The sequence below is a fragment of the Paenibacillus nasutitermitis genome (genome assembly GCF_014641075.1).
GTDB lineage: Bacteria > Bacillota > Bacilli > Paenibacillales > Paenibacillaceae > Paenibacillus_Z > Paenibacillus_Z nasutitermitis.
On sequence record NZ_BMHP01000001.1, the window covers coordinates 1659628 to 1684759 of the forward strand.

Genomic DNA, 25132 nt, shown 5'->3' on the forward strand with positions numbered 1-25132 from the left:
AGGGCGACAGGGATACCTGCTGAAAAAAAAGAGCCCCCGAAAATTTTTAACGAATTCCGTTCTGAGGTGCAGAAGTTGAACGGACACCACGAATGGCATGTTAATTGGCAATTCAACTTTATAAGTTTTATAACAAGAATGGCGGCCGAATTGGCCGTCATTCTTCAATAATTGATGTATAATAATGGTAAATTAAGGTGCAGTCACGTGAACGAACGAAATAACGAGAGAATAGTTCAACAATAATGATCGTATTGCTATACACCGCGGCGTTGACTATTTATATATAATTATACATAGAGGGAAAACAGTATTAATGACAAATCCGATGAAGCAACTGCAATATCGGAAAGGGTGAGATTTATGACACGCAAGTTAACGGTTCTTGGATTATTTCTATTCATTGCCTTGATATTAAACGGTTGCACCGAAAACGTCACGGACACCGCAACAGAAGTGAAAATAAAGGTGATCGAGAAACCTGACCCATCACTGAGAAAGGTAAAGGTGCGAACTGACGGAATGTTATCAGAGGTTGGTTATAGTCAACCGCATCCTTTTGGCGTAGACAACGAAGTGTTATTAGACTTGAAGTACTATGAACAATATGACATTTCTCGTGGGGATATTGTAGTATTCAAAACGAAAAACAAAAAAGACCAAGACACAGATATTGCAAGGGTCGTGGGATTACCTGGTGAAGCGGTAAGTATTAAAAAAGGTCAAGTCTATATTAACGACAATAAACTGAAGGCGTTTTATGGCGATGATTCTTCCTTTGACAACAATGACTCTTGGAAAGTAGTACATTTGAAGGATAACGAGTATTATATTTTGGCAGATGTGCGTTGGAAAGGGGTTAATGATAGTCAAACAGCGGGGCCTTTCCTGAAAAAGGATATCCTCGGGAAAGTGGTGGGGTATGAACAAGAGTGAAGTGAGTGTCACGAAAAAAGTAATAGTTATAATTTTGCTGGTATTGACGTTTGCGATTATCGGATGTAACAGAGCAAGCTTTGCTCCATTAATAACAATTGAATACTTAAAGGAACATGCTAAGATCGATATGACCGAAGAAGAACTTCGGGATGTCTTTGGACACGAGGTGTTTAATGAATTTGGAGACGGCAGCGATGTTATGATTTTTGATAAAACAAAAAGCGATTTTAAGTACAGTCCCGATCTTCAACATGTGGCTTTTCAAGATATAATGGCTGGCAATGTGCAATATCAGCTTTATATAAATTTGTTAAACAATAAAGCGTTTATGTACTCGTATTTTTATTTGGGGACGAATAATGAAATATGGGTTTTAACTCTTTCTCCAGATGGAGAATGGAAGCAAACTCAGTCAAGTAATCCTAAATAACAAATAAATAATTCGGATGAAAGGGTAGCCGATCTAAATGGCTACCCTTTTGCAATCATGGGAAAAACTATTTGACTCCCGGCCAATGAAGCCAGATATCGGTCATTGGCGCCCTCCAGTCCAAACCGTGATCCACATGCGAGATACGGAAAAATATCGCATAACGTGGAAAAGGAGAAAGATTGGGCGCAACGCTGTGTGCTAATTGATAATGGACGAGAAATATGTCTCCAGGCTCTCCGGTTGTCTGTACCGGCTGCGGAAGCTCCAGCGGAGGCATCCCGTTCAGGAGAGATTCCGGACCGTGTTCGCGAAAATACTGCTCGTATAACCGGTGGGTTCCCGGCCAAACGGTGAAATTGCCCGCATTCTGCACGCGAACCGGAGATAACAGCACGCCGACAAGCATGCTGAAATTGCTTATGGTTCCTTCCGGTACCCCATTATGAGGCGAATACATGCCGTCCAGATGAGGAGAAGGAGCGCCAGGCGGGTCCTGCAGCGAAGGGAATCGGAGGGCGATCTGGCCATCATGGACCGGCTGTACCTGATCTTCACCGAGAAGCGATTCAACCATGCTTCTCACGGGCGTCCGATTATACAAGTCGGAAATGGGAGCTTCTCCTGTAAGCTCCGGACAATAGGACTGGGCACGGAACCTTGTCATGTCATCCACATTCATGCCGTTGCCGATTGAATGATTAATACGGCGCATAGCACGCTCCACCATAACGGGGGGAATAACGCCCGGGACTTTGAGATAGCCATGCTCAACCAGCGATTGTTTCTGTTCCACTGACAACCAATTCAAGTTCCGCACCTCCTTGAAATCGTAAAAACAATCTTTTGAAAACGCCCGGCGAATGTGGACATCCAGTTTCATTTATTTGCAGGGTAGCGAATAGAAATTAAACCGTCCAGTCCAATTTGATTTCTTGTCCGGTTCGCGATGACTCATAGATGGCATCCAGCACGAGATTGCTGGTAAACCCGGTCATCGCCGTGGTTAACGGTTGTTTCCCATCACGGATACATTCGAGGAAATGACGGCTCAGGCGCAGCCTCGCACCTTCATCGTTATCCGGCGTATCAAGCTCCGTGTCGATAGGGCGCATGAACTTCTCGGTCAGCAGCTTGCCCTGGCTCCCGCGATAGCTGGCTCCGCCATCGGTGCCCATCAAATGAATGAACGGCGAATTGTCCGTATCCATATGTACGGCCCAGCTGACTTCCAGCGTCAGCGTGCTTCCGTCTTCCATCCGGATCAACGCGGTTCCAAAATCCTCGACATCATAATGCCCGTCCCAATCCGGTGTACCCCATGTGCCGATTCCCCTGCGATCCGGACCGAATTTGGCATAGGTTGCGCCAGATACGGCAACCGGCTTCGGGCTGCCCATCAGATGAAGCGCGAGATCCAGCAAATGAACGCCGATATCGATTAATGGTCCACCGCCGGATTGTTCCTTTTGGGTGAACCAGGTTCCCCAGCCAGGTATGCCTTTACGGCGGAACCAGCCCGCCTTGGCTGTATAGATGTCACCCAGCTCACCGGCTTCAACCTGCTGCTTGATCTGCATCGGTACCGATTCCCATCTCATTTGGTGGGCAACCATTAGCGTTTTATCCGATAAACGGCTTGCTTTTACAATTTGACGGGCGGCGTCCACATGCAGTCCCATCGGTTTCTCAAGCAGAACATGCTTGCCCGCTTCCAGGGCCTGTACGGCCAGCGGAGCGTGAAATTGATTGGGGACGCCTATAATAACAGCATCGATATCCGGACTGTTGATCAAGTCGTCATTCGATTGGAACACCTTGGCAATCTTAAACTCGCCCGCCCGCTGCTCCGCCCGGGACAGATCGAGATCCGTAACCCCGGCGATTTCGCATTCCCCGGACAACTTCGAAAATTCACCCATGTGAACGGTGCCTATATTGCCGGCTCCAATAATACCGATTCTGATCTTAGCCATGTTTTTTATTCCGCTCCTTTGCTTCTTCAACTTCGTAAACGATTCCTTATCATGGTAGAATAAATGGGGAAGCAAAGTATCCCAGTATTTCGAAGAATGTCTCAATATTTCGGCGGGGGAGTCTTTTATGACTTATTTTCCTAAAAACTTAAAAACATATCCCAACATGGATTCGCCGCTGCCGCTGCATATCAAGATTAACCGGCTTCAGGACGGCTATCCCACTCACCGTCATGATTTTCTCGAATTTTCTTATGTGATCGAGGGAAGAGGGCGAGAAGGCATCAACGGTTCCTTTCATCCTATGGTTCCTGGCGTGTTCACCTTCATTCTGCCTTTTCAAATTCATGAAATCATTACTGATCCCGGCCAGACGCTTGTTCTGTTCAACTGCACGTTCAGCATGAACCTGCTGATGGAAGCGGGCGGACATATGGAGCTGGACCGTCTCCTCGCACAGGATGAGGGCCTTGCTGCCTTCATTCAATTAACCGGTGCGGATCACGAACGATTCTGCTCTCATCTGTATGAGCTGCTTGCGGAATATGAAGGACAAGACAGCTGGAGAGCACCGATGATTAAAGCCAAGCTTGCCGAGCTGTTGATCCATTTTGACCGCAAGCGGCGCGCAGGGCAGGGGAGAGCAGATTCTGTTGCGGCTGCCGCTGTCAAACCGAATCCCACCTGGCAAATGATTCATTATATCCAAAATCACTATCAGGAAAGTCTGACTTTATCGGACCTGTCCAGGAAATTCTCCATGAGCATGTCGCGAATCAGCGAACGCATCAAAGAGATGACAGAACTTACCTTTACCCAGTTCCTGAATGATTTGCGGATTCGACATGCATGCAGCCTGCTCGTTTCCACAATGATGAATGTGACGGAAATTGCATACGAGGTTGGCTATAATTCTTACAAAACCTTTTCCCGTCTCTTTCGTGAACGGAAAGGTGTCGTGCCGACTGTATACCGCAAGCTCAAAACCCAGCCGGTTCATGAACGGCAGGCGTAACCCGCATCCGCACAGGAAAAAGTCATGGAATCAAGGCAATTCTTGATGCCAGAAATGAACAAGAGACCGGAAGGCTTAAGCTGCCTTGACGGTCTCTCGTTTATTTTTTGTGCATTTTGAATTCAAGGAACAGCTCGTTGTAATGGGCGAGCATGACTTTTCCCAAATTTTCATAAACCTCCAGCGTATTGGTCTGTTCCGGGTCCGGGTAGAAGCGTTTATCACCGGCAATGTCTTCAGGTAAAAATTCCAGCGCTCCGGCATTGGGCGTCGAATAGCCGACATATTCCGTGTTCTGCGCCGCTACCTCGGGTTCCAGCATGAAGTTGATGAAGGCATGGGCGCCTTCTATATTCCTCGCCGTAGAGGGGATGACCATATTATCAAACCACAGATTGGTTCCTTCCTCCGGCAGGACATAATCCAGCTTGTCATTCTCCCCGATGATCTCCGAGGCATCACCGGACCAGACGACACCGATGGACGCTTCCTCATTGGCCAGCAGCAGCTTGATTTCATCGCCAACGATCGCTTTCACATTGGGAGTCAGCGCATTAAGCTTGCGAATCGCCTCCTGTAAGTGCTCCTCATTCGTATCGTTAAGCGAATAATGCAGTGTATTAAGCCCCATGCCGATAACCTCGCGAGCCCCGTCCGCAAGAAGAATCTGATTGCGCAGCTCAGGGTCCCAAAGATCGTTCCACTTCGTAAGCGTCCGGCCTCCGAGCATATCCGCATTATACACAATGCCGACCGTACCCCAGAAATATGGAATCGAGTAGGTGTTGTCAGGGTCAAACGACAAATTCATATACCGTGGATCGATATTACTCAAATTCGGCAGCTTGCTGTGATCGATGGGAAGCAGCAGGCCTTCCTCCTTCATCTTGCTGATTGCATATTCCGATGGGATGCTGATGTCATAGGTCGTACCGCCTTGTTCGATCTTGGTCATCATCGCTTCATTGGAATCGAAGGTCTCGTAAATGACTTTAATCCCCGACTCTTTCTCAAATCTGGCAATCAGCTCCGGATCGATATAATCGCCCCAGTTGTAGATCGTGAGCGTCCTGCCGCTCGTATAGCCTTCGGTAGCATTCAGCCAGGAAGTCAGATACATCAGCCCGAAGGAAATAATAAATATCGCGCCGAACACGCGGACAAGCTGCTTCATTTGGACACCTCCGCGGCAGCCGGGCGGGATACGCGCCGATTGATGAAATAATAGCCGATAATGAGCAGGACTGTGAACAGGAACAGGAGCGTTGAAAGCGCGTTAAGCGATAGCGATACGCCATGTCTTGCGCGGGAATAAATCTCAACCGACAAGGTGGAGAAGCCGTTGCCCGTTACGAAGAAGGTGACGGCAAAGTCGTCCAGCGAATAAGTCAGGGCCATGAAGAAGCCAGCGAATATGCCCGGTTTAATATAAGGGAGCGTCACCTTGGACAAAACATGCCAGGAGCTTGCGCCAAGGTCGCGAGCCGCGTCCTCAAGGGTCGGACTCATTTCCTCCAGTTTCGGCAGCACCATGATGACGACAATAGGCACACTGAACGCAATATGGGACAACAGCACCGAGACGAATCCAAGTTTAATCCCGATTAAAGTGAATAGGATCAGGAAGGAGGCTCCGATAATCACATCCGGGCTTACAATCAGAACATTATTTAGGGCCAGCAGCGCATTCTTCGGCTGTCGTCTGCGGACATGCCTGACGGCAAGTGCGCCAATCACGCCAAGAATGGTCGATATCGCACCGGACAGCAGGGCAATAACAATTGTATTCAGCACGATGATCAAGAGGCGCGTATCCGCGAATACTTCCTTGTACCAATCCAGCGTAAAGCTTTCAAAATGGACCATGGAGCCGCCGCTGTTGAAGGAATAATACATCAGGTAGAAAATAGGGGCGTACAGAATCAGGAATACAAGTACCAGATACAGATTGGCAGCTATCTTGCTTGTTTTCATATCAGACCCTCACCTTCCGATTCCCGGTCAAGACCATAATCAGGGCCATAGCGATGATTAAGAAAACGGCTATCGTCGCGCCCATGCCCCAATCCTGTGTGACCAGAAAATGCTGCTCGATCGCGGTACCGAGTGTAATAACGCGGTTACCCGCGATCAGCCTCGTAATCATGAACAGGGAGAGTGCGGGGATAAACACAGCCTGGAAACCGGATTTCACTCCGCTGAGCGTAAGCGGGAATACAACGCGCCAGAAAGTTGTCCAGGAAGATGCCCCCAGATCCTTCGCGGCGTCGACTAAAGACGGGTTCATCTTCTCCAGCGCATTAAAAATCGGCAGGATCATAAACGGGATAAAGATATAGACGGACACGAAAATGAAGCTGAAATCCGTGAACAGAATTTGCCTGTTCCCAATGCCGAGCGCTTCGAGCAGCGCATTGGCAAAGCCGTATGTTCCGAACAAGCCGATAAAAGCATATGCCTTGAGCAGCAGGTTGATCCAGCTTGGCAGAATAATAAACAGCAGCCACAGCTGCTTATGTTTCGTGCGGGTCAGGATATAAGCAGCCGGATAGGCGATCAGCAGGGAGAAAGCAGTAATAAGCAACGCATACCAGAAGGAGCTGACGGTCATTTTCAAATAGACCGGCGTAAAAAATTTCACGTAATTGCCAAGCGTAAAATTCCCTTCGATATCAAAAAACGAATAATACACGATGAGTACGATGGGGGCTACAACAAACAAAAGGATCCAGATCACATAAGGGACGAGGTATATATTTCGCGTATTAGTCTGCATCGTCTGTCCCACCATAGGCTTCAAGCCGCTTATCAAACTCTTCTTCGGTCTCACCCAAACGCATAACATGAATGGCCTCCGGATCAAAATAGAGCCCGATGGTCTCACCGACGGCTGCCTTCCTCGTTGAATGGACCAGCCAGCGGTTGCCGGCTTCGTCATGGCCGATGATCTCATAATGAACACCGCGGAACAGCTGCGAATCGACACGCACCAGAAGCTTGCCCTCGCTGGCTTTACGAATCTCCAGATCCTCGGGACGAATGACAATCTCCACCTGTTCATTAGTTTGCAGGCCCTGATCAACGCATTCGAATGATTTGCCGACGAATTCGACCCGGAAGTCGCCAAGCATTTTGCCCGGAACAATATTCGATTCTCCGATGAAATCGGCTACGAAACGGTTGATGGGTTCATCGTAGATGTCGGTCGGCGTGCCGCTCTGCTCGATGCGGCCCTGATTAAGCACAAAGATCTCATCCGACATCGCCAGAGCCTCCTCCTGGTCATGGGTAACGAATATAAACGTGATCCCCAGACGCTGCTGAAGCTCGCGCAGCTCCACTTGCATCTCCGTACGAAGCTTCAGGTCAAGCGCGGATAACGGTTCGTCCAGCAGGATCACGCCGGGCTCATTCACAATCGCCCGGGCAATGGCGACCCGCTGCCGCTGTCCTCCCGACATTTCCGTGATCTCGCGGTTCTCATATCCCTCCAGATTGACAAAACGAAGCGCTTCTTTGACCCGCGAAGTAATGTCGGATTTCTTGAGCTTCTTGATACGAAGCCCAAAAGCCACATTCTCAAACACGTTCAGATGCGGAAACAAGGCATAGTCCTGAAAGACGGTATTGACCTGCCTTTGATTGGCTGGAAGCCGGTTGATGATTTTTCCGTCAAAATAAATATTGCCGTTTGTCGGCCCCGTAAAACCGGCAATCAGGCGGAGAACGGTTGTTTTTCCGCAGCCCGATGGACCAAGGAGCGTATAGAAGCGGCCGCGTTCGATATCAAAGCTCACGTCCTTAAGAACCGGAGAATTGTTATCATATTGTTTGGTCACCTTTTCGAACCGGATAATAGGTTGATTGGACAAAAATAATTCCTCTTTTCTACGTTATAAATGGGAGTCGTCACAAGCTCCTCAAATCATCAGATATAACACTTGTACCCTGTAGATTATACACAATGTTGCGCTCTTATTTGAAGATTCTTACCCAAACTGCATAAAGGATATCGTCAAGTCCCCCTCATGAAAGCGGAAGGGATTGGGAACAATAACACCAGCCTATTGAATGGGGGGTTAACAGTTGAACATTATACGGATCCTTCTTCTTGTCCTGCTACCAGTAGCATTAACCGCATGCGGAGCTGGCAAACCATCCGGTGAGGGAAATAATAATACTCCGGTTTCTGGAACGAAAGGTGATTTAACCATCGGTACAGAGGGCACCTATGCTCCGTTTACTTTCCATGACGAGAGCGGCGCGCTGACAGGCTTCGATGTGGAGCTGGCCACGGAAGTGAGCAGGCGGATTGGACGCACGCCGCGTTTTGTTGAGACCAAGTGGGACGGCATGATTGCCGGTCTGGATGCCAAACGTTATGACATGGTGGCCAACGAAGTGGCGGTAAGGCCGGACCGGCTGGAGAAATATGATATGTCTGATCCATATATTGTCTCCCGGGCCGTTCTGGTTGTCGCTTCCGACAATCAGACCATTAAGTCGCTTGATGACCTGAAAGGGAAAAAAGTCGGGCAGTCCCTGGACAGCAACTACCGGAAGATTGCGGAGGAACACGGGGCGAAAAACACCGTCGTGGAAGGCTTCAATCAGGCCATCGATTTAATTGTATCCGGTCGCATCGATGCCACCATCAATGACAGTCTTTCCTATCTGGACCTCAAAAAGCAGCGCCCCGATCTGGCTGTCAAGACGGTATATGAAGAGCCGGATGCGACATCCAATGCCTTTTTGCTGCGCAAAGGCGATGATCTTGTGGAACAGGTGAATCAGGCGTTGAAAGACATGCATGACGATGGCGCTTATTTGAAAATATCCCAAAAGTGGTTCAATACGGACGTCTCCAAGTAAAGGAAGCCGGAAAAATGACACCCGAACGCGCTGAACGCATTATTGGAATTCTCCGTGATTCTTTTATTCCCATTGTGGAAGCAGGCCTGAAATATACGATACCCCTATCGCTGATCGCGTTTGTTCTGGGGTTATGCCTGGCATTTCTGACGGCGTTTGCCCGATTATCGCAAGTGGGGCCGCTGTCGCTTCTAGCTGCCTTGTATGTATGGATTTTCCGCGGCACTCCTCTGCTGGTGCAGTTGTTTATTCTGTTCTTCGGGCTTCCCAGCCTGGGAATCACGCTGGATCCGTTTCCTGCTGCAGTTATTGGTTTTACCCTGAACAAAGGAGCTTACAGCTCGGAAATTATCCGGGCTGCAATATTGTCCATACCCAAGGGACAGCGGGAGGCCGCTTATTCCCTGGGAATGACGAAATGGCAGGCGATGAGACGGATCATCCTGCCGCAGGCTGTCCGCGTATCCATACCGCCGCTTGGCAATTCGTTTATAAGCCTGGTCAAGGATACGTCGCTTGCTGCGACCATCACCGTGGCAGAGCTGTTTCAAAAAGGCCAGCAAATCGCAGCCTTTACCTACGAACCACTCTGGCTCTATATCGAAGTTGCCTGTGTGTATTTAATCTTCAGTACCGTGCTCTCGTATCTCCAAAGCCGCCTTGAGCGGAAATATGAGCGCGGCGTGGCCGTATAACGGCAGGGGGGCGCCATGATCACGATCGAACAACTAAATAAAAACTTCAACGGGGTGCCTGTGCTGAGGGGAATTGACCTTCAAGTTGAGAAGGGAAGAACAGCGGTTGTTATCGGTCCCTCGGGCTCAGGGAAATCTACCCTTCTCCGCTGCATAAATCTGTTGGAAATTCCCGATGGGGGCAGACTGGCGATTGATCAGACCTCTTTGCGATTTGGTGCCGGTAAGCTTGGCCACGGCGACATTCTTGCTTTGCGCCGGCAGACTGGCATGGTATTTCAAAACCATAATCTGTTTCCACATTTGACGGCGCTGGAGAATACAATGGAGGGACAGCTTATCGTTCTTAAGCGGTCCAGAGAAGAAGCGCGCCGGAATGGAATTGCCCTGCTGGACAAGGTGGGACTGCATAGCCTGTATGACCGCTACCCGTATCAACTGTCTGGCGGGCAGCAGCAGCGCGTGGGGATCGCCCGGGCGATGGCGATGAATCCGAAGGTGATTTTGTTTGATGAACCTACGTCGGCCCTGGACCCGGAATTGATCGGGGAGGTGCTGTTCGTGATCAGGAAGCTCGCCGACGAAGGGATGACAATGGTCATTGTTACGCATGAAATGGGGTTTGCCAAAGAAGTGGCTGATGAGATCCTTTTTATGGATGAAGGCATCATCGCCCACCGGGGAATGCCGGAGGAAATTTTCGGGGATTCCGCTCATGAACGGACAAGGAAATTTTTAATTAAATTTCATGAACGATAAGAAATAGTTGGCCGGAATTCATCTTGTGCTCATGGATCTGCATTTCATCTGGCAGGCAATGCTGGTATTATTCGTCGGCTTCTGTCTGCTGCGTATTCTCGGCAAGAAAACGGCCGATGAGATGAGCGGACACTTTAATGAAAGCGTACACATATTTCTTGCCATTCCCCTTCCGGTGCAGTACGTTAATACAAAAGGAGGAATGATGAATGGAACGGACTCAACAAAATCTACCCAGGAGCCAGTCGGAGGCACTAGGAATTTCAGCGGCAGCTATCGTGAATTTCCTGCTGGACATCCAGAAGCAACAACTGGAATTACATAGCTTCATGCTGCTCCGGCACGGTCAGGTAGCAGCTGAGGGCTGGTGGTCTCCTTATTCGGCTGATCTGCCTCATATGATGTTTTCGCTCAGCAAAAGCTTTACATCAACCGCCATCGGTCTTGCTGCCGAGGAGAGGATTCTTTCGCTGGACGATTCGGTCCTGTCTTTCTTCACCGAAGACGCTCCGGAGGTGATCGATCCTCATTTAGCAGCTATGCGTGTCCGCCATCTCCTTATGATGGGAACGGGAAATGAAGAGGATACTACCGGCAGGATGCATGAAAGCGATGATGGAAATTGGGTGAAAGCATTCCTCCGGGCTCCTGTAGAACATGAACCGGGTACACACTTTGTTTACAACAGTGGAGCCACGTACATGCTGTCTGCCATTTTGCAGAAGGTGACAGGCCAAACCCTGCTGGATTATTTGCAGCCGCGGCTGTTTGAGCCATTGGGCATTGAAGGAGCAGCCTGGGAATCCTGTCCGCGCGGCATGAATACGGGCGGCTGGGGTTTAAGCATCAAGACTGAAGATATTGCCAAGTTTGGCCAGCTCTATCTGCAGAAAGGTGTGTGGAACGGGAAACATATCCTGCCTGAAGCCTGGATCGAAGAAGCGACCTCGAAGCAGATTTCCAATGGTGACGGCGGTGATAATGATTGGGCGCAGGGCTATGGCTACCAATTCTGGCGCTGCCGCCATGACGTTTACCGCGGCGACGGCGCTTTTGGGCAATTCTGCATCGTAATGCCGGAGCAGGATGCGGTATTGGCCATAACCAGCGGTACGAACGATATGCAGGCTGTTATGAACGCAGTCTGGGATCATTTGCTGCCGGCAATGGGGTCTGAGGCGGTAGCAACCGATAGCGACATGCAGCAGAAATTAAATCGCCAGCTGCAGGAGCTGTCGCTTCCGGCTCCCCGGGAGCTGCCTGAATCGCTGGTCGAGGATGCAGTCTCAGGTGAGACCTATCAACTGGAAGACAACGATCTGCAGTTGACCAGCATTACCCTTGCATTTAACGGGAATAGAGCAGAGGTCAGGCTCTGCTCGCCTGCGGGCGAGCATCAGATTCAATGCGGCCGTGGAGAGTGGGCAGAAGGGACTTCAAGTCTTGATCTGAAGCATGAGACACGCACATTTTCCAGTTTCACCTGGGTGAACCAAGATACGCTTAAGCTAAGCTTGAGGTTCGTGGAAACTCCTTTTTACATGACTAGTATCATACAGTTCGATGGGAATGAAATCATATTGAACCGCAAGATCAATGTTTCGTTCGGACCCTTGGAATTGGCCGACATTCGGGGGCGAAAGGTCGAAATCGTATAGAGGCGAAGAAATCAAAATGGCCAGCCGGTTCTCCATACTCCGGCGGCCTTTATTGTTGCGCATCTTATCCGTGTGGAGCCTGGATTTATTTTAATGACATTAAATATTAATATTATTAAATAAAGATTTAAGCGAACATAACGTTAAATCTATTTTGCCAATGTTTATAAGCAGAAACCACTGAATTTACTGGCATCAAGCTTGAAATCAGTGACTTTTGAAGTGGAGAAAAGTCGTATCGAAATGATGATTAATCTCTACCGGCTTCATAGATTTTGGCGGCAACCTGACCGGGATCGGTACGCGCTGTGGACAAATGGTCGCCTTGGCCTTTGATAAGCCTGAACAATCCCAGCCTGCCGGACATATGGGGATGCCAGCCGTAATCGCCGCCTTGGGGAAGGACATGATCTTCTGTGAAATAGAGATAGCTTGCAGGCAGATTTAATGAATAAAATTTGTGCAGATCCAACTTTTCATAGAAGGGCGAGGCGGGTTCGGGCGAAATGCCACTGTAGATTTTGCGGGCGGTGTCCAGGCTCGCCAAATTGACAAAGGTCTCGCGGAACAGGGGGAAGGGCAGCATAATGGTATCATCCATGGAGCTTTCCCTCAGCTTCTGTAATGCCTCCCTTGCTGCAGGAGGGAACTCATCAGCGACCATCTGCCCGTCTTTGAGGACAAAAGCATCATAGAAGACCAGCCGTCTGATTGTTTCCGGAATAAGCTGGGCTACTGTCTGAATGACGGAGCCACCGAAGCTGTGTCCGACCAGAACAAGGTCATGCAGATTCTGCGAAACGATGAAATCGGCTACCGATTTAGTAATCATGGCATGGGTGACGGCATTATTGGGGTCCGCACCGTGGCCCGGATATTCAGGGGTATACACGAGATGCCCCATTCTGCGCAAATGGGCTGCGATTCCGTTCCAGAAGCTGGAGTCGGCCCAGGAACCATGTACAAGAACAAAGGTAAGCGGTCGCTGCTTGGCACGTTTCTCCAGCTCGCTGGCCGTGAGCCAGGGATCAGGGATAGGCATGGACCAAGTGGAAGGCTCAGCGGTCGGATATCGAATATCCCAGCCGGGGTATTGAGGAAGGAAAGGTACATCAGGATAGGGCAAGGAGATGGCGCGATAAGGAATCGGCGCATGCTTCAAGGGATAATATCTTCCTGGTTGTCGATAGGGGCACATCAGACATGATTCCCTTCTGTGAATAGATCCCACATCTTATGCGGCATCCGCCCAGAACGTTATTCCTCTGGCCAATCCTGCCTCGCGCAAAAATGCTGCAGAACCAGGCTTGTTTGTCCATTGTCCTGCAAACTTTCCTCTGCATGATGGCTATTCTCCGGATGTCATTTTCAGCATCCATTTAATTACGTCATTATTTGACGTAGTTAAAATGTAACATGTAATTCAGAAGGGAGCGTATGAAAATGAAAAATATTACTTTGCAGGACAGAATAGCCGTGGTTGCCGGATCGACCCGCGGGGCAGGAAGGGCGATTGCCGTTACGCTGGGCGCTGCAGGCGCTACGGTTTATTGTACAGGTAGGAGCATGAGAGGGAATCCATCCGACATCAACCGGCAGGAAACGATCGAAGAAACGGCGGAGATGGTCACGGCAGCCGGCGGCAAAGGAATTCCGGTAAGGGTGGACCATACCGTCGAGGAAGAAGTGAAGAACTTGTTTGCGCAAATTCGGGAGGAACAGCAGGGACGGCTGGATATCCTGGTCAATGATATCTGGGGCGGTGAAAAACTGTTTGAATGGAATACGCCATTCTGGGAGCATTCCTTGCCTAACGGATTATTAATGCAGGATCGCGCCGTACGCGCCCATATGATCACCAGTTATTATGCGGCGCCTTTAATGGCTGCAAGAAAATCCGGATTAATTATCGAGGTGACAGACGGCATTGGTTATGGATACCGGGTTAATTTATATTACAGTCTGGCCAAAATCTCTGCTATCCATCTTGCCGCTGCAATGGCTGAGGAGTTGCGGCCCTTTAATGTCACAGCCCTGGCGGTCACGCCGGGATTTCTCCGGTCCGAACAGATGTTGGATCATTTCGGGGTACAGGAAGAAAACTGGCGGGATGCCGTGAAACAGGAACCCCATTATGCCGAATCGGAAACCCCCTATTTACTTGGCCGGGGAATTGCCGCACTGGCAGCCGACCCCCATGTTATGGACAAGTCAGGGAAGACACTCGGCAGTTGGCATCTATCCGATGAATACGGATTTACCGATGTGGATGGAAGAAAGCCGCATTGGGGAAATTATGCCCGCATACACGGGTTTCCCAACGCCGAATAAGATGCAAGGCAGTCATGCCTTGCAGGATTTAACCCCCGTATCTTTTTGAGTCAGCCGCGGGTTCATGTTTTTAACCGGACATGGATCGGCGGCAGTTTTGTTAAGAGGAATTTGTCATTGTTTTATCGAATAGGACAATAATAGCGTGATCCTCGAAGACCGGGAGGACTGGAGTGGCACGGTAGTGGCCAAGGCCGGAATTACGGGAAGTAGTAAATGTTAAAGGAGGTCCATGAGATGTTTTATGTGAATGCCAGAGCTTACATAGAACGGTCGGTTGGGAAGGGCACGGAGATTGTCCTGCAAACCCGTACGAAACCAGGTGAACAATCCATCGAGCTGCCGGGAGGCAGGCTGGAGCTGTTTGAACCTGTTCTGGATGGGTTATGCCGCGAAGTCAGGGAAGAAACGGGATTAACCGTAACCGATGTGGAGGGTAGCGGCAAGCGGGTCGATACACGCGGCATCAATCCCGAGTTTGAGGTGGAATGTCTGGAGCCTTACTGTGTTTATCAGACAATCAAGGGACCCATTGATTCAGTCGGGATGTATTTCATTTGCCGGGCGGAAGGGCAGCTGCTGTCATCAGGGGATGATACCGCGGATATCCAATGGGTGTCCGTTGACGAGGTATACCGCAAGATGTGCGAAGATCCGCTGCAGTTTTCCAATGTGGACCGGGCAGGCCTCCGATATTATTTAAAGCATAGATTTGGGCTGCTGTAACGATTGAGTGCTGGAGGTTTCCCTATGAAAGAGGAACGGCATCCCGTCATTCGATATGGCGGAATGAAGATTGAGCTTGGGCCGCTGCAGGCGGAATATACGCATCTGTATTACAAATGGAACCGTGATTTCGTTCTTGCGAAGTATTCAGATAAGCCAGACCGTCTGACTTCTGAAGAGCAGGATGATGCCTTCCTGGCATTTTCGTCTGACCCGCAATTTGTTTTCTTTACGATCTACGATAAAGAAACAAAGTCGCCGATTGGAATCACGTATCTTGAGAGAGGTGGTGCTGAAGCGGAGTTTGCCATTATTATAGGCGAATCCCGATTTCACGGCAGAGGATATGGGAGAGAAGCCGCGGAGCTTGTATTGGATTATGCGTTTACCGTGCTGGGACTTGCGCGGGTCACATTAGCAGTAGATGAAAGAAACACCGCAGCTATTCGGGCCTACAGGAAAGCAGGATTCAAAGACTCTGGCCGAATCGCAAACGGGCACGACTCCGATAACATAGAATCCCGGCAATTAACGATGATATGCCATTCAAAGGGTTTTCAAAGCCCGATATTGAAGAACCTGTTGTTCCCTAACATATAACTGCCGGCATAGCCGGCGGCTGGAGGAATGCGATGCTTTATCATTTCAGCGAAAATCCGGATATAACGACCTTTGTCCCACAGCCGGTTAAGAACCGGCCTGATCTTCCGTCCGTTGTCTGGGCGATCGACGAAGAACACGCTGTAAATTACTATTTCCCGCGTGATTGTCCGCGTGTAATATACAGCAGATCCGAGGCCGTCAGCAGCGCCGATCTTGAGCTTTTCTTCCACGGCTCAAAGGCTTCCACAATTATCGTTGTGGAGAGCGGTTGGCTGGAGAAAATCAATACAGTTGCCCTATACCGGTATACATTTGAAGATAATGGGTTTGAATTGACCGATGGTACAGCTGGCTATTACCTTTCGCGTCAGACGGTAAACCCGATAGCGGTGGAACCTGTGCAACAGCTTCTCGCCAAAATCGTCAATGCGGGAGCTGAGCTTCGCTTTACGCCGAATCTTTACCCAATCCGTAACGCCGTACTATCCTCCACGATAGACGATTATTCCATTATCCGGTTTCAGCATGCGGTTCCGGGCGGCTAAGCATGCAGAAGAATTTGTGCCTAATAAGCAGCATCGAGTAGATTCAATATTTTGCGACCCAAAGTCCAAACTTCCAAACGCCGAGGAAAATCATCCGAAACTTCCGGACCATCTGGATCCGGTTTTTTTGCTTTTTACCCGGAAATTTTTCGATTCAAGAATAATTGCTGCAAAGCTTTAGAAAATAACCTTTTTAAGGAATACTAATTAGGTGTAAAGAGTTATGATGCACATTAACCAACAAAATTTTTGGCTAAGGGGACCTATTGTGAAACAATCGACCTTGCTGCGTGACAAGAAACAACGAAAACTGATGTTCAGTGCGGGTCTCAGCTGGCTGTTTGATGCGATGGATGTGGGACTGTTATCTTTTATCGTTGCCGCTTTGAGTGTGGATTGGGACCTGGGAGCACGGCAGATCGGGCTGTTAACGGCGATCAATTCGATTGGAATGGCCGCAGGTGCCGCTGTTGCGGGAGCTATGGCGGACCGGTTCGGCCGCAGGTCGATCCTGCTCTGGACACTGCTCATCTTCTCAGCAGCCAGCGGCTTATCCGCTTTTGCCACGAGCTTCGTCATCCTGTGTATCTTTCGCTTTATTACCGGCTTCGGACTGGGGGGAGAACTTCCGGTTGCGTCGACTCTTGTCTCGGAATCCGTACCGGCCAAGGAAAGAGGCCGTGCTATCGTGCTGTTGGAAAGCTTCTGGGCAGGAGGCTGGATTCTGGCTGCGCTTGTGGCCTACTTTGTCATTCCGGTTTACGGATGGCGAATCGCGCTGCTCATCGGTGCATTGCCGGCTCTATATGCGTTATATCTTAGAAGGGCGATTCAGGACTCGCCTCGCTTCATCAATCAGCAGCATCTCAGGCTTCCTTTCAAAGATCGGCTGCGATCGCTTTGGTCCATAAAATACCGAAAGTCCACAATCGTGCTTTGGATCCTGTGGTTCACTGTCGTGTTTTCCTACTATGGCATGTTTCTATGGCTGCCGACGGTTATGGTGATGAAGGGCTTCGGTCTGGTAAAAAGCTTCCAATATGTGCTGATCATAACGCTTGCCCAGCTGCCCGGTTATTTTACTGCCGCCTATCTCATCGAAAAGTTCGGGCGTAAATTCGTGCTTGTTACCTATCTGCTGCTGACTGCTGTCAGTGCAATATGGTTCAGCAGCGCCGTGACGGCAGGGATGCTTGTCGCAGCCGGAATCAGCTTGTCTTTCTTCAATCTCGGAGCTTGGGGCGCAATGTATGCCTATACGCCGGAGCTGTATCCGACCTCTATCCGCGCTACCGGAGTGGGTTTTGCCGCATCTTTCGGACGCATCGGGGGCGTGATCGGACCTTATCTGGTCGGTATGCTCGTGGCGTCGGGAACGGCGATTGCGAATGTGTTTATGATTTTCTTCATTGCGATCGTAATTGGCGCTCTGGCAGTTCTTTTCATGGGGAAGGAAACGAAAGGGACGGACCCTGACCGCATATAACCGATTAAGGAGGGGGCTCATTGAAAATTGGCGGATTGAATCATTTGCTTTTTTCCGTGTCCGATTTGGAAAGATCGATTTTATTTTATCAACAGGTTTTTGGCGCAAAGCTGCTTGTGAAAGGAAGGAGCCTGGCTTATTTTGACCTCGGCGGCATTTGGCTGGCTTTAAATGTGGAACAGGATATACCGCGCAATGAGATATGGCTTTCCTATACCCATATGGCCTTTTCAGTGGAGGAAGAAGATTTTGACGAAGCAGTTAAAAAACTTGCCGAGTTGGAAGTGAATATTCTCCCAAGCCGGGACAGGGACGAAAAGGATAGGAGATCTGTTTATTTCACGGATCCCGACGGTCATAAATTTGAATTCCATACCGGAACCTTGCAGGACCGATTAACCTATTACAAGGATGATAAATCGCATATCGTCTTTTATGATTAGAAGAACAGCTTCATTCCGGTAATGAATGATGAAACTGTCTTAGAAAAGGGATAGATGGGTATTACATAAAAAGAGGACGGGAAATAATCTGAAAACACGGGAGGCCGCTCTATGAATCAAGGAAATTTCGAGGAAGCCCGGGAGGCAGAAGCAAGCTATCATCATGAGTTGTATACGGATCATGAAATCCTGAAGCCGGGTTCTTGGATGGCCAAGCCGATTCCGCTTGTCATGGAACTGCTGGAACGGCTGTTAACCCATAAAGAGAACGTGAAAGTGCTTGACCTTGGGTCCGGTCCGGGGCGAAATACCATACCTATAGCTCTTAGGCTTAAAGAAACGAACAGCAAAGTGGTGGGTATTGACCTGCTGGATGAAGCCGTTGGCCAGCTCCTGGAGAATGCGGAGAAATATAAAATAGCCGATAAAATTCAAGCGAAAGTGGGCGATGCCGAACATGCTGACATCCTGGAAAATGATTATGACTATATCGTAGCTTGCGGTTGTCTGGAGCATGTTTCCTCCAAGGAAGCCTTTATTGCGGTGCTGGAGAAGATGAAGCGGGGGACACGGATCGGGGGTATTCATTGTATTGAAATGAACACCGGTATTCAGGAGCTTGATAAAGCAAGCGGCCGGGAGCTGGAGACTTTAATTGAGCTTAATTTGCCGCAGCAAGAGGCATTACGGATATTCGAAGAGGTTTATCAAGGATGGAATGTGCTGGAGAAACGCACCAAGCTGCAAACAATTGAGGAGGAGAAGTACGAGGAACCATCGGAGTTTCGGGCGAATTCCATTACATTCGCCGTCCAGAAAATGTAATGATCGGGTAACCGATAAAAAAAAGATTTACATTTCTTGCTGTGATGTGATATCTTTATTTCCATACTTGTAGAAATATCGTTTTTGCCAAGGAGGGACGACATGGTTGAGGAGAATGAGGAAGTCAAGCAGGCTGTCCGGGTATACAAAGCGCTCGGTGAACCAACCCGGCTTAAAATCGCGCTGCTGCTGACCGAGGAGAAAAATCTTTGCTGCTCTGATATCAACAGCAAGCTTGCGAGTGTCGCAGGCTCGACGCTTTCGCATCATCTGAAGCAATTGACGGATTGCGGCCTGTTGAAACTCCGCAAGGACGGAACCTATATCTATTACAGTATAAACCGCGAAATGGCCCAAAAGTTCGCGCCTTATTTGTTGGCTTGATTTTTTCTTTTTGTTTTAATTTCTATATTTGTAGAAATATAAAATCATTAAATGGGAGAGGAAGTTATCAATATGTCTAATTCTTTAAAGATTTACATGCTGGCGATCGTAAGTTTTCTGGTTGGAACATCCGAATTTATTATTGCAGGCATATTGGATAAAGTAGCGGATGACATCGGCGTGTCGGTGTCTGCAGCCGGCCAGCTCATCACCGTTTTCTCACTCGCTTATGCATTTGGAACTCCCTTCCTTATGGCGGTTACGGCACGTGTGGAGCGGCGCAAGTTGCTGCTATACTCGCTGTTCTTTTTTGTAATCGGAAATGGATTGGTCCTGGCATTCTCCGGTTTTGAATTTCTAATCGGATCTCGGATCCTGCTGGCTCTAAGTACCGGCGTATTTGTTGTTACCGCACTGACAGTAGCCTCCAAGTTAGCACCGGCAGGCAAACAAGGCAGTGCCATCGCTACACTTGTGATGGGCTTTAGCACCTCCTTGATTATTGGTGTTCCGCTTGGGAGAGTGATCGCTTCCGCTTACGACTGGAAGTTGCTATTCGGAGGGATTGGCATTCTGGGACTCTTCGCCATGCTTATTATTTATCGCACCATCCCGCATACAGAAAGTGAGCAGCCAGTGCCGATCCGGCACCAGCTTGCGCTGCTGAAGCAGCCGAAAATAGCCATTGCACTGTCTGTAACCTTCTTCTGGATCGGCGGATATTCCATCGTTTATACTTACATTTCACCGTTTCTGCTTGGAATCACCGGAATGAGCGAGAAGGGAGTCAGCATCGGCCTGTTTGCTTTTGGCATCTTCAGCTTGTTCGGCTCCAAGCTCGGGGGGTTCAGTACGGACAGATGGGGAGCACCGCGCACATTAATCAGCGGAATGCTGCTTCATGCAGGGACTCTTGTGCTTCTGTCACTTGCCGCTCATTCTCCAGCTATCGTATTCCCACTGCTCATGCTATGGTCGTTCTCCGCTTGGTCGTCAGGACCGACGCAGCAGTACCATTTAATAAGTCTTGCTCCGGAAGCCTCCGGCATTATGCTGAGTCTGAACAGCTCCGTACTGCAGCTTGCGATGGCCGCCGGCGCAGGAATTGGAGGTGTCATCGTGGAGCAGGTATCGCTCGCCTCCATCAGTTGGATCGGAGCGGCAGGCGTAACTGTCTCCGCAGCAATAGCTGCAGCGTCTTTCGGTATGTCCCGTACCAGGTCCCGATCCTTGCAGGAGAAATTGAAAGATAAAAGCTTGAGTAAGGTTGGGGTGTAAGTTCTCATTGCGTTCTGTTAAGATAGGGTATAACCTTTCAACAACAGATGAAGGAGAACGCAATGAGATTTGGTTTTGATATCGACGATACCCTGATCAATTTAAGGGAACATGCTTTTCATGTCTATAACAGGAAGCTTAATAAACAAATTGGACTGGAACAATTCCAGGACTTGAATAAGATTCCCATCCACGATTTGTTCGGCATGACGATGGAAGAGGGCAAGCTGATGTGGAACACCCACAGGGAAGAAATCTATTATTCCGCCTGCCCGCCATTTCCGAATGCCATTGAAGTACTCCACGAACTGGTCCGCAGGGGCCACGAGGTCTATTACATCACCGCACGTACATCGGAACATTGCGAAAGAACAAGTAGCTGGCTGGTCCAGGCAGGGTTTCCGGTTAAAGAAGGCCATTTCTTCTGCGGGATGAGCGATACGCAGAAGGTCCATATTATCCAGGAGCTGGAATTGGATTATTACTTTGACGACAAGCCTGCCGTGTTGGAAACCCTCACAGAATTATCGATTAACATTTATGCCAAAGATAGCTCCTACAACAGGCACATCGACATCCCGCGTATTGGCTGCTGGAATGAACTGATCCGCCTGCTGCCCGAATAAGAGAAAGCCTGCCGCATTTGTGAGAACATCGGCAGGCTTTTTTTTGCTGCTATCGTAACCCTCGTTATGATCCTGAAGAATCCTTCAAGCGATATTCCGAAGGGGTCATTCCCGTGTATTTCTGGAATACCTTCGTGAAATAACGACGCTCATGATAACCAACGTTGGAACCGATTTGAGTAATCGATTTATCGCTGCTGTATAATAAGGATTTTGCCATTTCCATACGTTGTTTAGTCAGGTATTCCACAAATGTTTTACCGAAATGATTTTTGAAAAGAAGACAGAAATAGCTGCAGCTAATGCCAAGATATTCGGAAATTTCATCGATTCCAAAGTCGCTTTCCAAATGCTGTTGAATGTAATTATGCGCGGACATCATGAGCAGTTCAGAGGACTTTTTCGTTGAAAGAGCGTCTTTCGACTGGTCGATCAATGAAACAATGAGGGACAATAGCTCTTTAAGGTTTAACGATTCTTGAAGTCTTTTCCAAATATTCTCCTCTTGTTCCCCGGATAACAATTGCATTTCACGCATTTCACGAAGCAGATGGATGAGAAGATAATGAAGCATTTTTTCAGACTGGCCCATGCTATTTTCATTCGAATGACACACAAATGATTTAAGATCGTGAGTCATTTGAGCAAGCACCTCTAAATTCCCATTTCGAAGTCCACAGGTTATCTCCTCAATCCAATGCCACTTCGACTCTGTTACACTCAGCTCCGGTTTGGATGCTGCTGTTAAATCAGTCTCGTTCGCATCTACAAACCATTCGCCCGGTGAGTTAAGGATTAGCTTTTGCTGCATTTTATCGTATACCAGAGACAACCCATCTAAGGAAAATGCGTTTTGCTCCAGGCATATTTGAAAGAACATGCTATCCTTTTCATCAACAAGAGACTGCAACAGGATATACCCCGGAAATAAATGCTCTTTCGTAATCGAGCTGTCCTGCTCAGGAGAAGGGAAGACGATACACCATTCCCCCTCACGGATCTGCAGAACCGTTTGTCCTTGCAGGATTGGATTGAAAATGTCTTTTAGCATGTTTTTAATCCGAAGATTCCATGCTTTCCGTTCGGGAACGGTCCAGGAAATAGAGCGGTGGGAGTAACCCTCCAGGTCTATTAACAAGAGGGAATAAGCTTTCTTGTCAGCAAGCCCGTCTTCTTCATCCCACAAAACGCACTCTTTTTCCGTCTCCTGTCCCAACAACGAATGAAGCATATAGTTTTCATTAGCCAGGTCAGCGACACGGTTTAACCGTTGTTCCTTCTTCAGTTTCTTGCTTTTCTCTCTAATATCGGCGGCAAGCATACGAACCTTTTCTTCCAGTTCAAAATAATTAATCGGCTTGGTAATATAATCCCTTACACCATGACGAAGCGCCGTTTGGGCATACGCAAATTCCTGATAACCCGTTAAAAGTAGAATTTCGCATGTTAATCCCTGAGTTCGGATTTCCTGCAACAGCGTCATTCCATCCATGACCGGCATGCGGATGTCGCTTAGGATTAAATCGGGATGATGCTGGATAGCTGCTTCTAACGCATCTACTCCGTTCTTAGCCAAACAAACTATTTCTATATCCATATCTTCCCATGGAAGTACCCTGGATAGATTATTTAAAATGTGGATTTCATCGTCAACAAGCAACGCTTTCAGTCTCACTCTTTATCACTCCATCCATATTTGGGAATCACACATTGGATAATGGTACCTTGCCCCGGCTGCGAGCAGATAAAAAGTCCGAATCTGTTGCCATATTGAAATCTTAACCGATCGAGCACGCTACGCAATCCCAAGCCCCGGCGTTCATGACTTGGATATGGCTGCAGCTTATGATAGTCCGGGTTATCTGCATCAGCGTAATGAATGGATGCCAATTGCTCATTCGTCATCCCAATGCCATTATCTTCAATCGTCAGTAATATTCGATCGTTTTCCATTTTTCCAGTAACCTTGATTCTGCCTGTATAGTCGATACCTTCAAAACCATGTTGTATGCTATTTTCCACAAGAGGCTGAAGCGTAAGCTTCAGAAGCAAGCAGTTCCTCATTTCATCCGGGATCTCTATATCATATTCAAACAAGTCGTCAAATCTGAATTTCTGAATTTCTAAATAATTTCGAAGATGTTCGACCTCAAGGCTTAGCCTGATCTCTTCCTTGTCCTGAATACTGATGCGTAAAATACTTGCAAGTCGAAGTACCATCTCGCTGACCTTGCGCCCTTCATTCTGGACAGCCAACACGTTAATGGACTCCAAAGTATTGAATAAGAAATGCGGCTTTATCTGGGCTTGCAGCACCCTGAGTTCGGCGTTCGTCTTCTGAAGCTGCTCCCGCTTAACCTGATGAAATAATTGATTGATTTTGTCCATCTGATTGTTAAAACCTTTTTGCAGTAACAGCAGTTCGTCATCGCCTTTTTCATCAACTCTGGCGTTCAGATCGCCGTCCTCGACCTTGCGCATAAAACGAACAATCACGCCGATCGTGCCGGTAATCCTGTTCATGAACAGGACGTTAAAAAGGATGGCGGCCAACACGCAAACAGACATAATCCATACAAACCATTTCGCAAAGTTGGTTAGCTCCTGAGACAAATAGCTCCAGGATGTCACCGATACCAAACTCCACGAGTATTCCTTTAAATTATAAATGGATATAACACTTTCTTCCCCGTTGAATTTCCCTCGATAACTTTGATAATTGCTATTTAATTGAAACCTGTTTTTCATATATGGCTGAATCGATTCCCCATCAAGTTCAGATTGATAATCATATACGATGAGTCCTTTATCATTTACGAGCATAAATTTGGTTTTCCGGTTACTATTACTCAAATCCAGATTCTGGAATATTTTCTCAAATTCCCAATCTTTGATTTGAACAACCAAAACGCCAGCTTTTTGCAAGTTGTCCAGTTTCTTAATTAAACGAATTTGCGTAAACACTTTGTCTGACCCCGTCAATTCGGGATATTCATGGGGTGCGATCCATTTGGGCAAACCCCTCAAGGACATGACTTCATTATATAAAGGATGCTCCTTGAATTTTTCGTAAGGAAGTGTCTCGAAATTTTCTTTATTGAAAATGGAGATTACATTGGAACCCGTACCACCATGAATATCATATAAAAATGCGTAGTCTATGGCAGGATGGTTGTATAGCAAGGAGCGAAAGTTTTTCTGGTTGGCATTCAGATCAAGTTGAGTAGACGCCGTCAAATTTTGCGAATCAGGATCCTTTGCAACAATCGCAGCTTGAAAAACTCCCTTGGCGATCCCATTGTCGGTCACAGTATCCATTTCTTTAAATATGCTCTTGATGCTGTAGCCAATCGCTTTAAGCGAATATTCTTCCTGCTGGCTGTGCTTCGTCTCGATCGAACGAAACGTCACAAAGAAGGTAATAATTCCAAGAATAAATAATGGAATAATAATAAGCGCAATAAAGGCCGTGAATAATTTGATTCGCAGATTCATAGGCGGCAGCTCCCAAACTGACTACTGATGCGTCATTGTAATGACA

General features: G+C 48.1%; 26 protein-coding genes. 17 read left to right on the forward strand and 9 right to left on the reverse strand.

Features of this window, described 5'->3' with window-relative positions:
• Window positions 1-363 precede the first annotated feature (363 nt).
• A complete protein-coding gene (lepB, locus tag IEY46_RS07050) occupies window positions 364-936 on the forward strand; it encodes a signal peptidase I (protein ID WP_188990454.1) in 573 nt (190 codons plus the stop codon).
• Window positions 923-1369 carry a hypothetical protein gene (locus tag IEY46_RS07055; RefSeq protein WP_188990456.1) on the forward strand — a complete coding sequence of 149 codons (447 nt, stop codon included), beginning with the start codon at window positions 923-925 and terminating at the stop codon, window positions 1367-1369. Before lepB ends, IEY46_RS07055 begins: the two co-directional genes overlap by 14 nt.
• Before the next feature lie 67 nt (window positions 1370-1436).
• On the opposite strand, the gene IEY46_RS07060 is transcribed toward IEY46_RS07055, so the two are convergent.
• Together IEY46_RS07060 and IEY46_RS07065 are read right to left on the reverse strand one after the other, a co-directional pair.
• Window positions 1437-2180 carry a phytanoyl-CoA dioxygenase family protein gene (locus IEY46_RS07060; RefSeq protein ID WP_229750120.1) on the reverse strand — a complete coding sequence of 248 codons (744 nt, stop codon included), beginning with the start codon at window positions 2178-2180 and terminating at the stop codon, window positions 1437-1439.
• A 97-nt stretch (window positions 2181-2277) separates the two neighbouring features.
• Window positions 2278-3345 carry a Gfo/Idh/MocA family protein gene (locus IEY46_RS07065; protein WP_188990460.1) on the reverse strand — a complete coding sequence of 356 codons (1068 nt, stop codon included), beginning with the start codon at window positions 3343-3345 and terminating at the stop codon, window positions 2278-2280.
• A 127-nt stretch (window positions 3346-3472) separates the two neighbouring features.
• Here IEY46_RS07065 and IEY46_RS07070 point away from each other — a divergent pair, with 127 nt between their 5' ends.
• Complete coding sequence (locus tag IEY46_RS07070) at window positions 3473-4360, forward strand: helix-turn-helix domain-containing protein (RefSeq protein ID WP_188990462.1); 888 nt, start codon at window positions 3473-3475, stop codon at window positions 4358-4360.
• Between the two features lie 100 nt (window positions 4361-4460).
• On the opposite strand, the gene IEY46_RS07075 is transcribed toward IEY46_RS07070, so the two are convergent.
• From IEY46_RS07075 to IEY46_RS07090, 4 genes are read right to left on the reverse strand one after another with little or no spacing between them, the layout of a single operon-like run.
• Window positions 4461-5534 (reverse strand): ABC transporter substrate-binding protein, encoded by a 1074-nt coding sequence (locus IEY46_RS07075; RefSeq protein ID WP_188990464.1) that lies wholly within the window; start codon window positions 5532-5534, stop codon window positions 4461-4463.
• Window positions 5531-6334, reverse strand: coding sequence for an ABC transporter permease (locus IEY46_RS07080; protein WP_188990466.1), 804 nt, complete (start codon window positions 6332-6334; stop codon window positions 5531-5533). The genes IEY46_RS07075 and IEY46_RS07080 overlap by 4 nt, the downstream gene beginning before the upstream one ends.
• A gap of 1 nt (window position 6335) precedes the next feature.
• A complete protein-coding gene (locus tag IEY46_RS07085; protein ID WP_188991770.1) occupies window positions 6336-7136 on the reverse strand; it encodes an ABC transporter permease in 801 nt (266 codons plus the stop codon).
• Window positions 7126-8232: an ABC transporter ATP-binding protein gene (locus IEY46_RS07090; protein ID WP_188990468.1), complete on the reverse strand. Its 1107-nt coding sequence runs from the start codon at window positions 8230-8232 to the stop codon at window positions 7126-7128. Before IEY46_RS07090 ends, IEY46_RS07085 begins: the two co-directional genes overlap by 11 nt.
• Before the next feature lie 214 nt (window positions 8233-8446).
• Here IEY46_RS07090 and IEY46_RS07095 point away from each other — a divergent pair, with 214 nt between their 5' ends.
• The 4 genes from IEY46_RS07095 to IEY46_RS07110 all read left to right on the forward strand — a co-directional run bounded on the left by IEY46_RS07095 (window position 8447) and on the right by IEY46_RS07110 (window position 12344).
• Window positions 8447-9232: an amino acid ABC transporter substrate-binding protein gene (locus IEY46_RS07095; RefSeq protein WP_229750121.1), complete on the forward strand. Its 786-nt coding sequence runs from the start codon at window positions 8447-8449 to the stop codon at window positions 9230-9232.
• Between the two features lie 14 nt (window positions 9233-9246).
• Complete coding sequence (locus IEY46_RS07100) at window positions 9247-9927, forward strand: amino acid ABC transporter permease (RefSeq protein WP_188990470.1); 681 nt, start codon at window positions 9247-9249, stop codon at window positions 9925-9927.
• Between the two features lie 15 nt (window positions 9928-9942).
• Entirely contained in the window at window positions 9943-10686 is a 744-nt protein-coding gene (locus IEY46_RS07105) for an amino acid ABC transporter ATP-binding protein (protein ID WP_188990472.1), read from the forward strand.
• Window positions 10687-10895: 209 nt separating this feature from the next.
• A complete protein-coding gene (locus IEY46_RS07110) occupies window positions 10896-12344 on the forward strand; it encodes a serine hydrolase domain-containing protein (RefSeq protein WP_188990475.1) in 1449 nt (482 codons plus the stop codon).
• A gap of 250 nt (window positions 12345-12594) precedes the next feature.
• Here the strand turns inward: IEY46_RS07110 and IEY46_RS07115 are convergent, their stop codons facing one another.
• Entirely contained in the window at window positions 12595-13506 is a 912-nt protein-coding gene (locus IEY46_RS07115; RefSeq protein WP_229750122.1) for an alpha/beta fold hydrolase, read from the reverse strand.
• A 281-nt stretch (window positions 13507-13787) separates the two neighbouring features.
• Between IEY46_RS07115 and IEY46_RS07120 the strand changes: the two genes are divergently transcribed.
• From IEY46_RS07120 to IEY46_RS07165, 10 genes are all read left to right on the forward strand, one after another.
• The gene (locus tag IEY46_RS07120; protein WP_188990480.1) at window positions 13788-14675 is read left to right on the forward strand and encodes an SDR family oxidoreductase; all 888 of its coding nucleotides are present in this window, start codon (window positions 13788-13790) and stop codon (window positions 14673-14675) included.
• A 237-nt stretch (window positions 14676-14912) separates the two neighbouring features.
• A complete protein-coding gene (locus tag IEY46_RS07125; RefSeq protein WP_188990482.1) occupies window positions 14913-15401 on the forward strand; it encodes an NUDIX hydrolase in 489 nt (162 codons plus the stop codon).
• A 24-nt stretch (window positions 15402-15425) separates the two neighbouring features.
• A complete protein-coding gene (locus IEY46_RS07130; protein ID WP_188990484.1) occupies window positions 15426-16001 on the forward strand; it encodes a GNAT family N-acetyltransferase in 576 nt (191 codons plus the stop codon).
• 32 nt (window positions 16002-16033) lie between these two features.
• Window positions 16034-16549, forward strand: coding sequence for a DUF6886 family protein (locus IEY46_RS07135; protein ID WP_188990487.1), 516 nt, complete (start codon window positions 16034-16036; stop codon window positions 16547-16549).
• Window positions 16550-16862: 313 nt separating this feature from the next.
• A complete protein-coding gene (locus IEY46_RS07140) occupies window positions 16863-18035 on the forward strand; it encodes an MFS transporter (protein ID WP_229750202.1) in 1173 nt (390 codons plus the stop codon).
• A gap of 20 nt (window positions 18036-18055) precedes the next feature.
• Complete coding sequence (fosB, locus tag IEY46_RS07145; RefSeq protein ID WP_188990489.1) at window positions 18056-18478, forward strand: metallothiol transferase FosB; 423 nt, start codon at window positions 18056-18058, stop codon at window positions 18476-18478.
• A gap of 111 nt (window positions 18479-18589) precedes the next feature.
• A complete protein-coding gene (locus IEY46_RS07150) occupies window positions 18590-19303 on the forward strand; it encodes a class I SAM-dependent methyltransferase (protein ID WP_188990491.1) in 714 nt (237 codons plus the stop codon).
• 102 nt (window positions 19304-19405) lie between these two features.
• Window positions 19406-19687, forward strand: coding sequence for an ArsR/SmtB family transcription factor (locus IEY46_RS07155; RefSeq protein ID WP_188990493.1), 282 nt, complete (start codon window positions 19406-19408; stop codon window positions 19685-19687).
• Between the two features lie 72 nt (window positions 19688-19759).
• Window positions 19760-20965 carry an MFS transporter gene (locus tag IEY46_RS07160; protein WP_188990496.1) on the forward strand — a complete coding sequence of 402 codons (1206 nt, stop codon included), beginning with the start codon at window positions 19760-19762 and terminating at the stop codon, window positions 20963-20965.
• Window positions 20966-21027: 62 nt separating this feature from the next.
• On the forward strand, window positions 21028-21591 hold the full coding sequence (locus IEY46_RS07165) for a 5' nucleotidase, NT5C type (RefSeq protein WP_188990498.1): 564 nt from the start codon (window positions 21028-21030) through the stop codon (window positions 21589-21591).
• Window positions 21592-21655: 64 nt separating this feature from the next.
• Here IEY46_RS07165 and IEY46_RS07170 read toward each other — a convergent pair whose 3' ends face one another.
• Window positions 21656-23266 (reverse strand): response regulator, encoded by a 1611-nt coding sequence (locus tag IEY46_RS07170; RefSeq protein ID WP_188990500.1) that lies wholly within the window; start codon window positions 23264-23266, stop codon window positions 21656-21658.
• Window positions 23263-25086 (reverse strand): cache domain-containing sensor histidine kinase, encoded by a 1824-nt coding sequence (locus tag IEY46_RS07175; RefSeq protein ID WP_188990502.1) that lies wholly within the window; start codon window positions 25084-25086, stop codon window positions 23263-23265. Before IEY46_RS07175 ends, IEY46_RS07170 begins: the two co-directional genes overlap by 4 nt.
• Window positions 25087-25132 lie beyond the last annotated feature (46 nt).

Coding starts and splice junctions, on each gene's coding strand:
- lepB (WP_188990454.1), top strand. CDS start 364: ATGACACGCAAGTTAACGGTTCTTGGATTATTTCTATTCATTGCCTTG.
- IEY46_RS07055 (WP_188990456.1), top strand. CDS start 923: ATGAACAAGAGTGAAGTGAGTGTCACGAAAAAAGTAATAGTTATAATT.
- IEY46_RS07065 (WP_188990460.1), bottom strand. CDS start 3,345: ATGGCTAAGATCAGAATCGGTATTATTGGAGCCGGCAATATAGGCACC.
- IEY46_RS07070 (WP_188990462.1), top strand. CDS start 3,473: ATGACTTATTTTCCTAAAAACTTAAAAACATATCCCAACATGGATTCG.
- IEY46_RS07075 (WP_188990464.1), bottom strand. CDS start 5,534: ATGAAGCAGCTTGTCCGCGTGTTCGGCGCGATATTTATTATTTCCTTC.
- IEY46_RS07080 (WP_188990466.1), bottom strand. CDS start 6,334: ATGAAAACAAGCAAGATAGCTGCCAATCTGTATCTGGTACTTGTATTC.
- IEY46_RS07085 (WP_188991770.1), bottom strand. CDS start 7,136: ATGCAGACTAATACGCGAAATATATACCTCGTCCCTTATGTGATCTGG.
- IEY46_RS07100 (WP_188990470.1), top strand. CDS start 9,247: ATGACACCCGAACGCGCTGAACGCATTATTGGAATTCTCCGTGATTCT.
- IEY46_RS07105 (WP_188990472.1), top strand. CDS start 9,943: ATGATCACGATCGAACAACTAAATAAAAACTTCAACGGGGTGCCTGTG.
- IEY46_RS07110 (WP_188990475.1), top strand. CDS start 10,896: ATGGAACGGACTCAACAAAATCTACCCAGGAGCCAGTCGGAGGCACTA.
- IEY46_RS07120 (WP_188990480.1), top strand. CDS start 13,788: ATGAAAAATATTACTTTGCAGGACAGAATAGCCGTGGTTGCCGGATCG.
- IEY46_RS07125 (WP_188990482.1), top strand. CDS start 14,913: ATGTTTTATGTGAATGCCAGAGCTTACATAGAACGGTCGGTTGGGAAG.
- IEY46_RS07130 (WP_188990484.1), top strand. CDS start 15,426: ATGAAAGAGGAACGGCATCCCGTCATTCGATATGGCGGAATGAAGATT.
- IEY46_RS07135 (WP_188990487.1), top strand. CDS start 16,034: ATGCTTTATCATTTCAGCGAAAATCCGGATATAACGACCTTTGTCCCA.
- IEY46_RS07140 (WP_229750202.1), top strand. CDS start 16,863: ATGTTCAGTGCGGGTCTCAGCTGGCTGTTTGATGCGATGGATGTGGGA.
- IEY46_RS07150 (WP_188990491.1), top strand. CDS start 18,590: ATGAATCAAGGAAATTTCGAGGAAGCCCGGGAGGCAGAAGCAAGCTAT.
- IEY46_RS07155 (WP_188990493.1), top strand. CDS start 19,406: ATGGTTGAGGAGAATGAGGAAGTCAAGCAGGCTGTCCGGGTATACAAA.
- IEY46_RS07160 (WP_188990496.1), top strand. CDS start 19,760: ATGTCTAATTCTTTAAAGATTTACATGCTGGCGATCGTAAGTTTTCTG.
- IEY46_RS07165 (WP_188990498.1), top strand. CDS start 21,028: ATGAGATTTGGTTTTGATATCGACGATACCCTGATCAATTTAAGGGAA.
- IEY46_RS07175 (WP_188990502.1), bottom strand. CDS start 25,086: ATGAATCTGCGAATCAAATTATTCACGGCCTTTATTGCGCTTATTATT.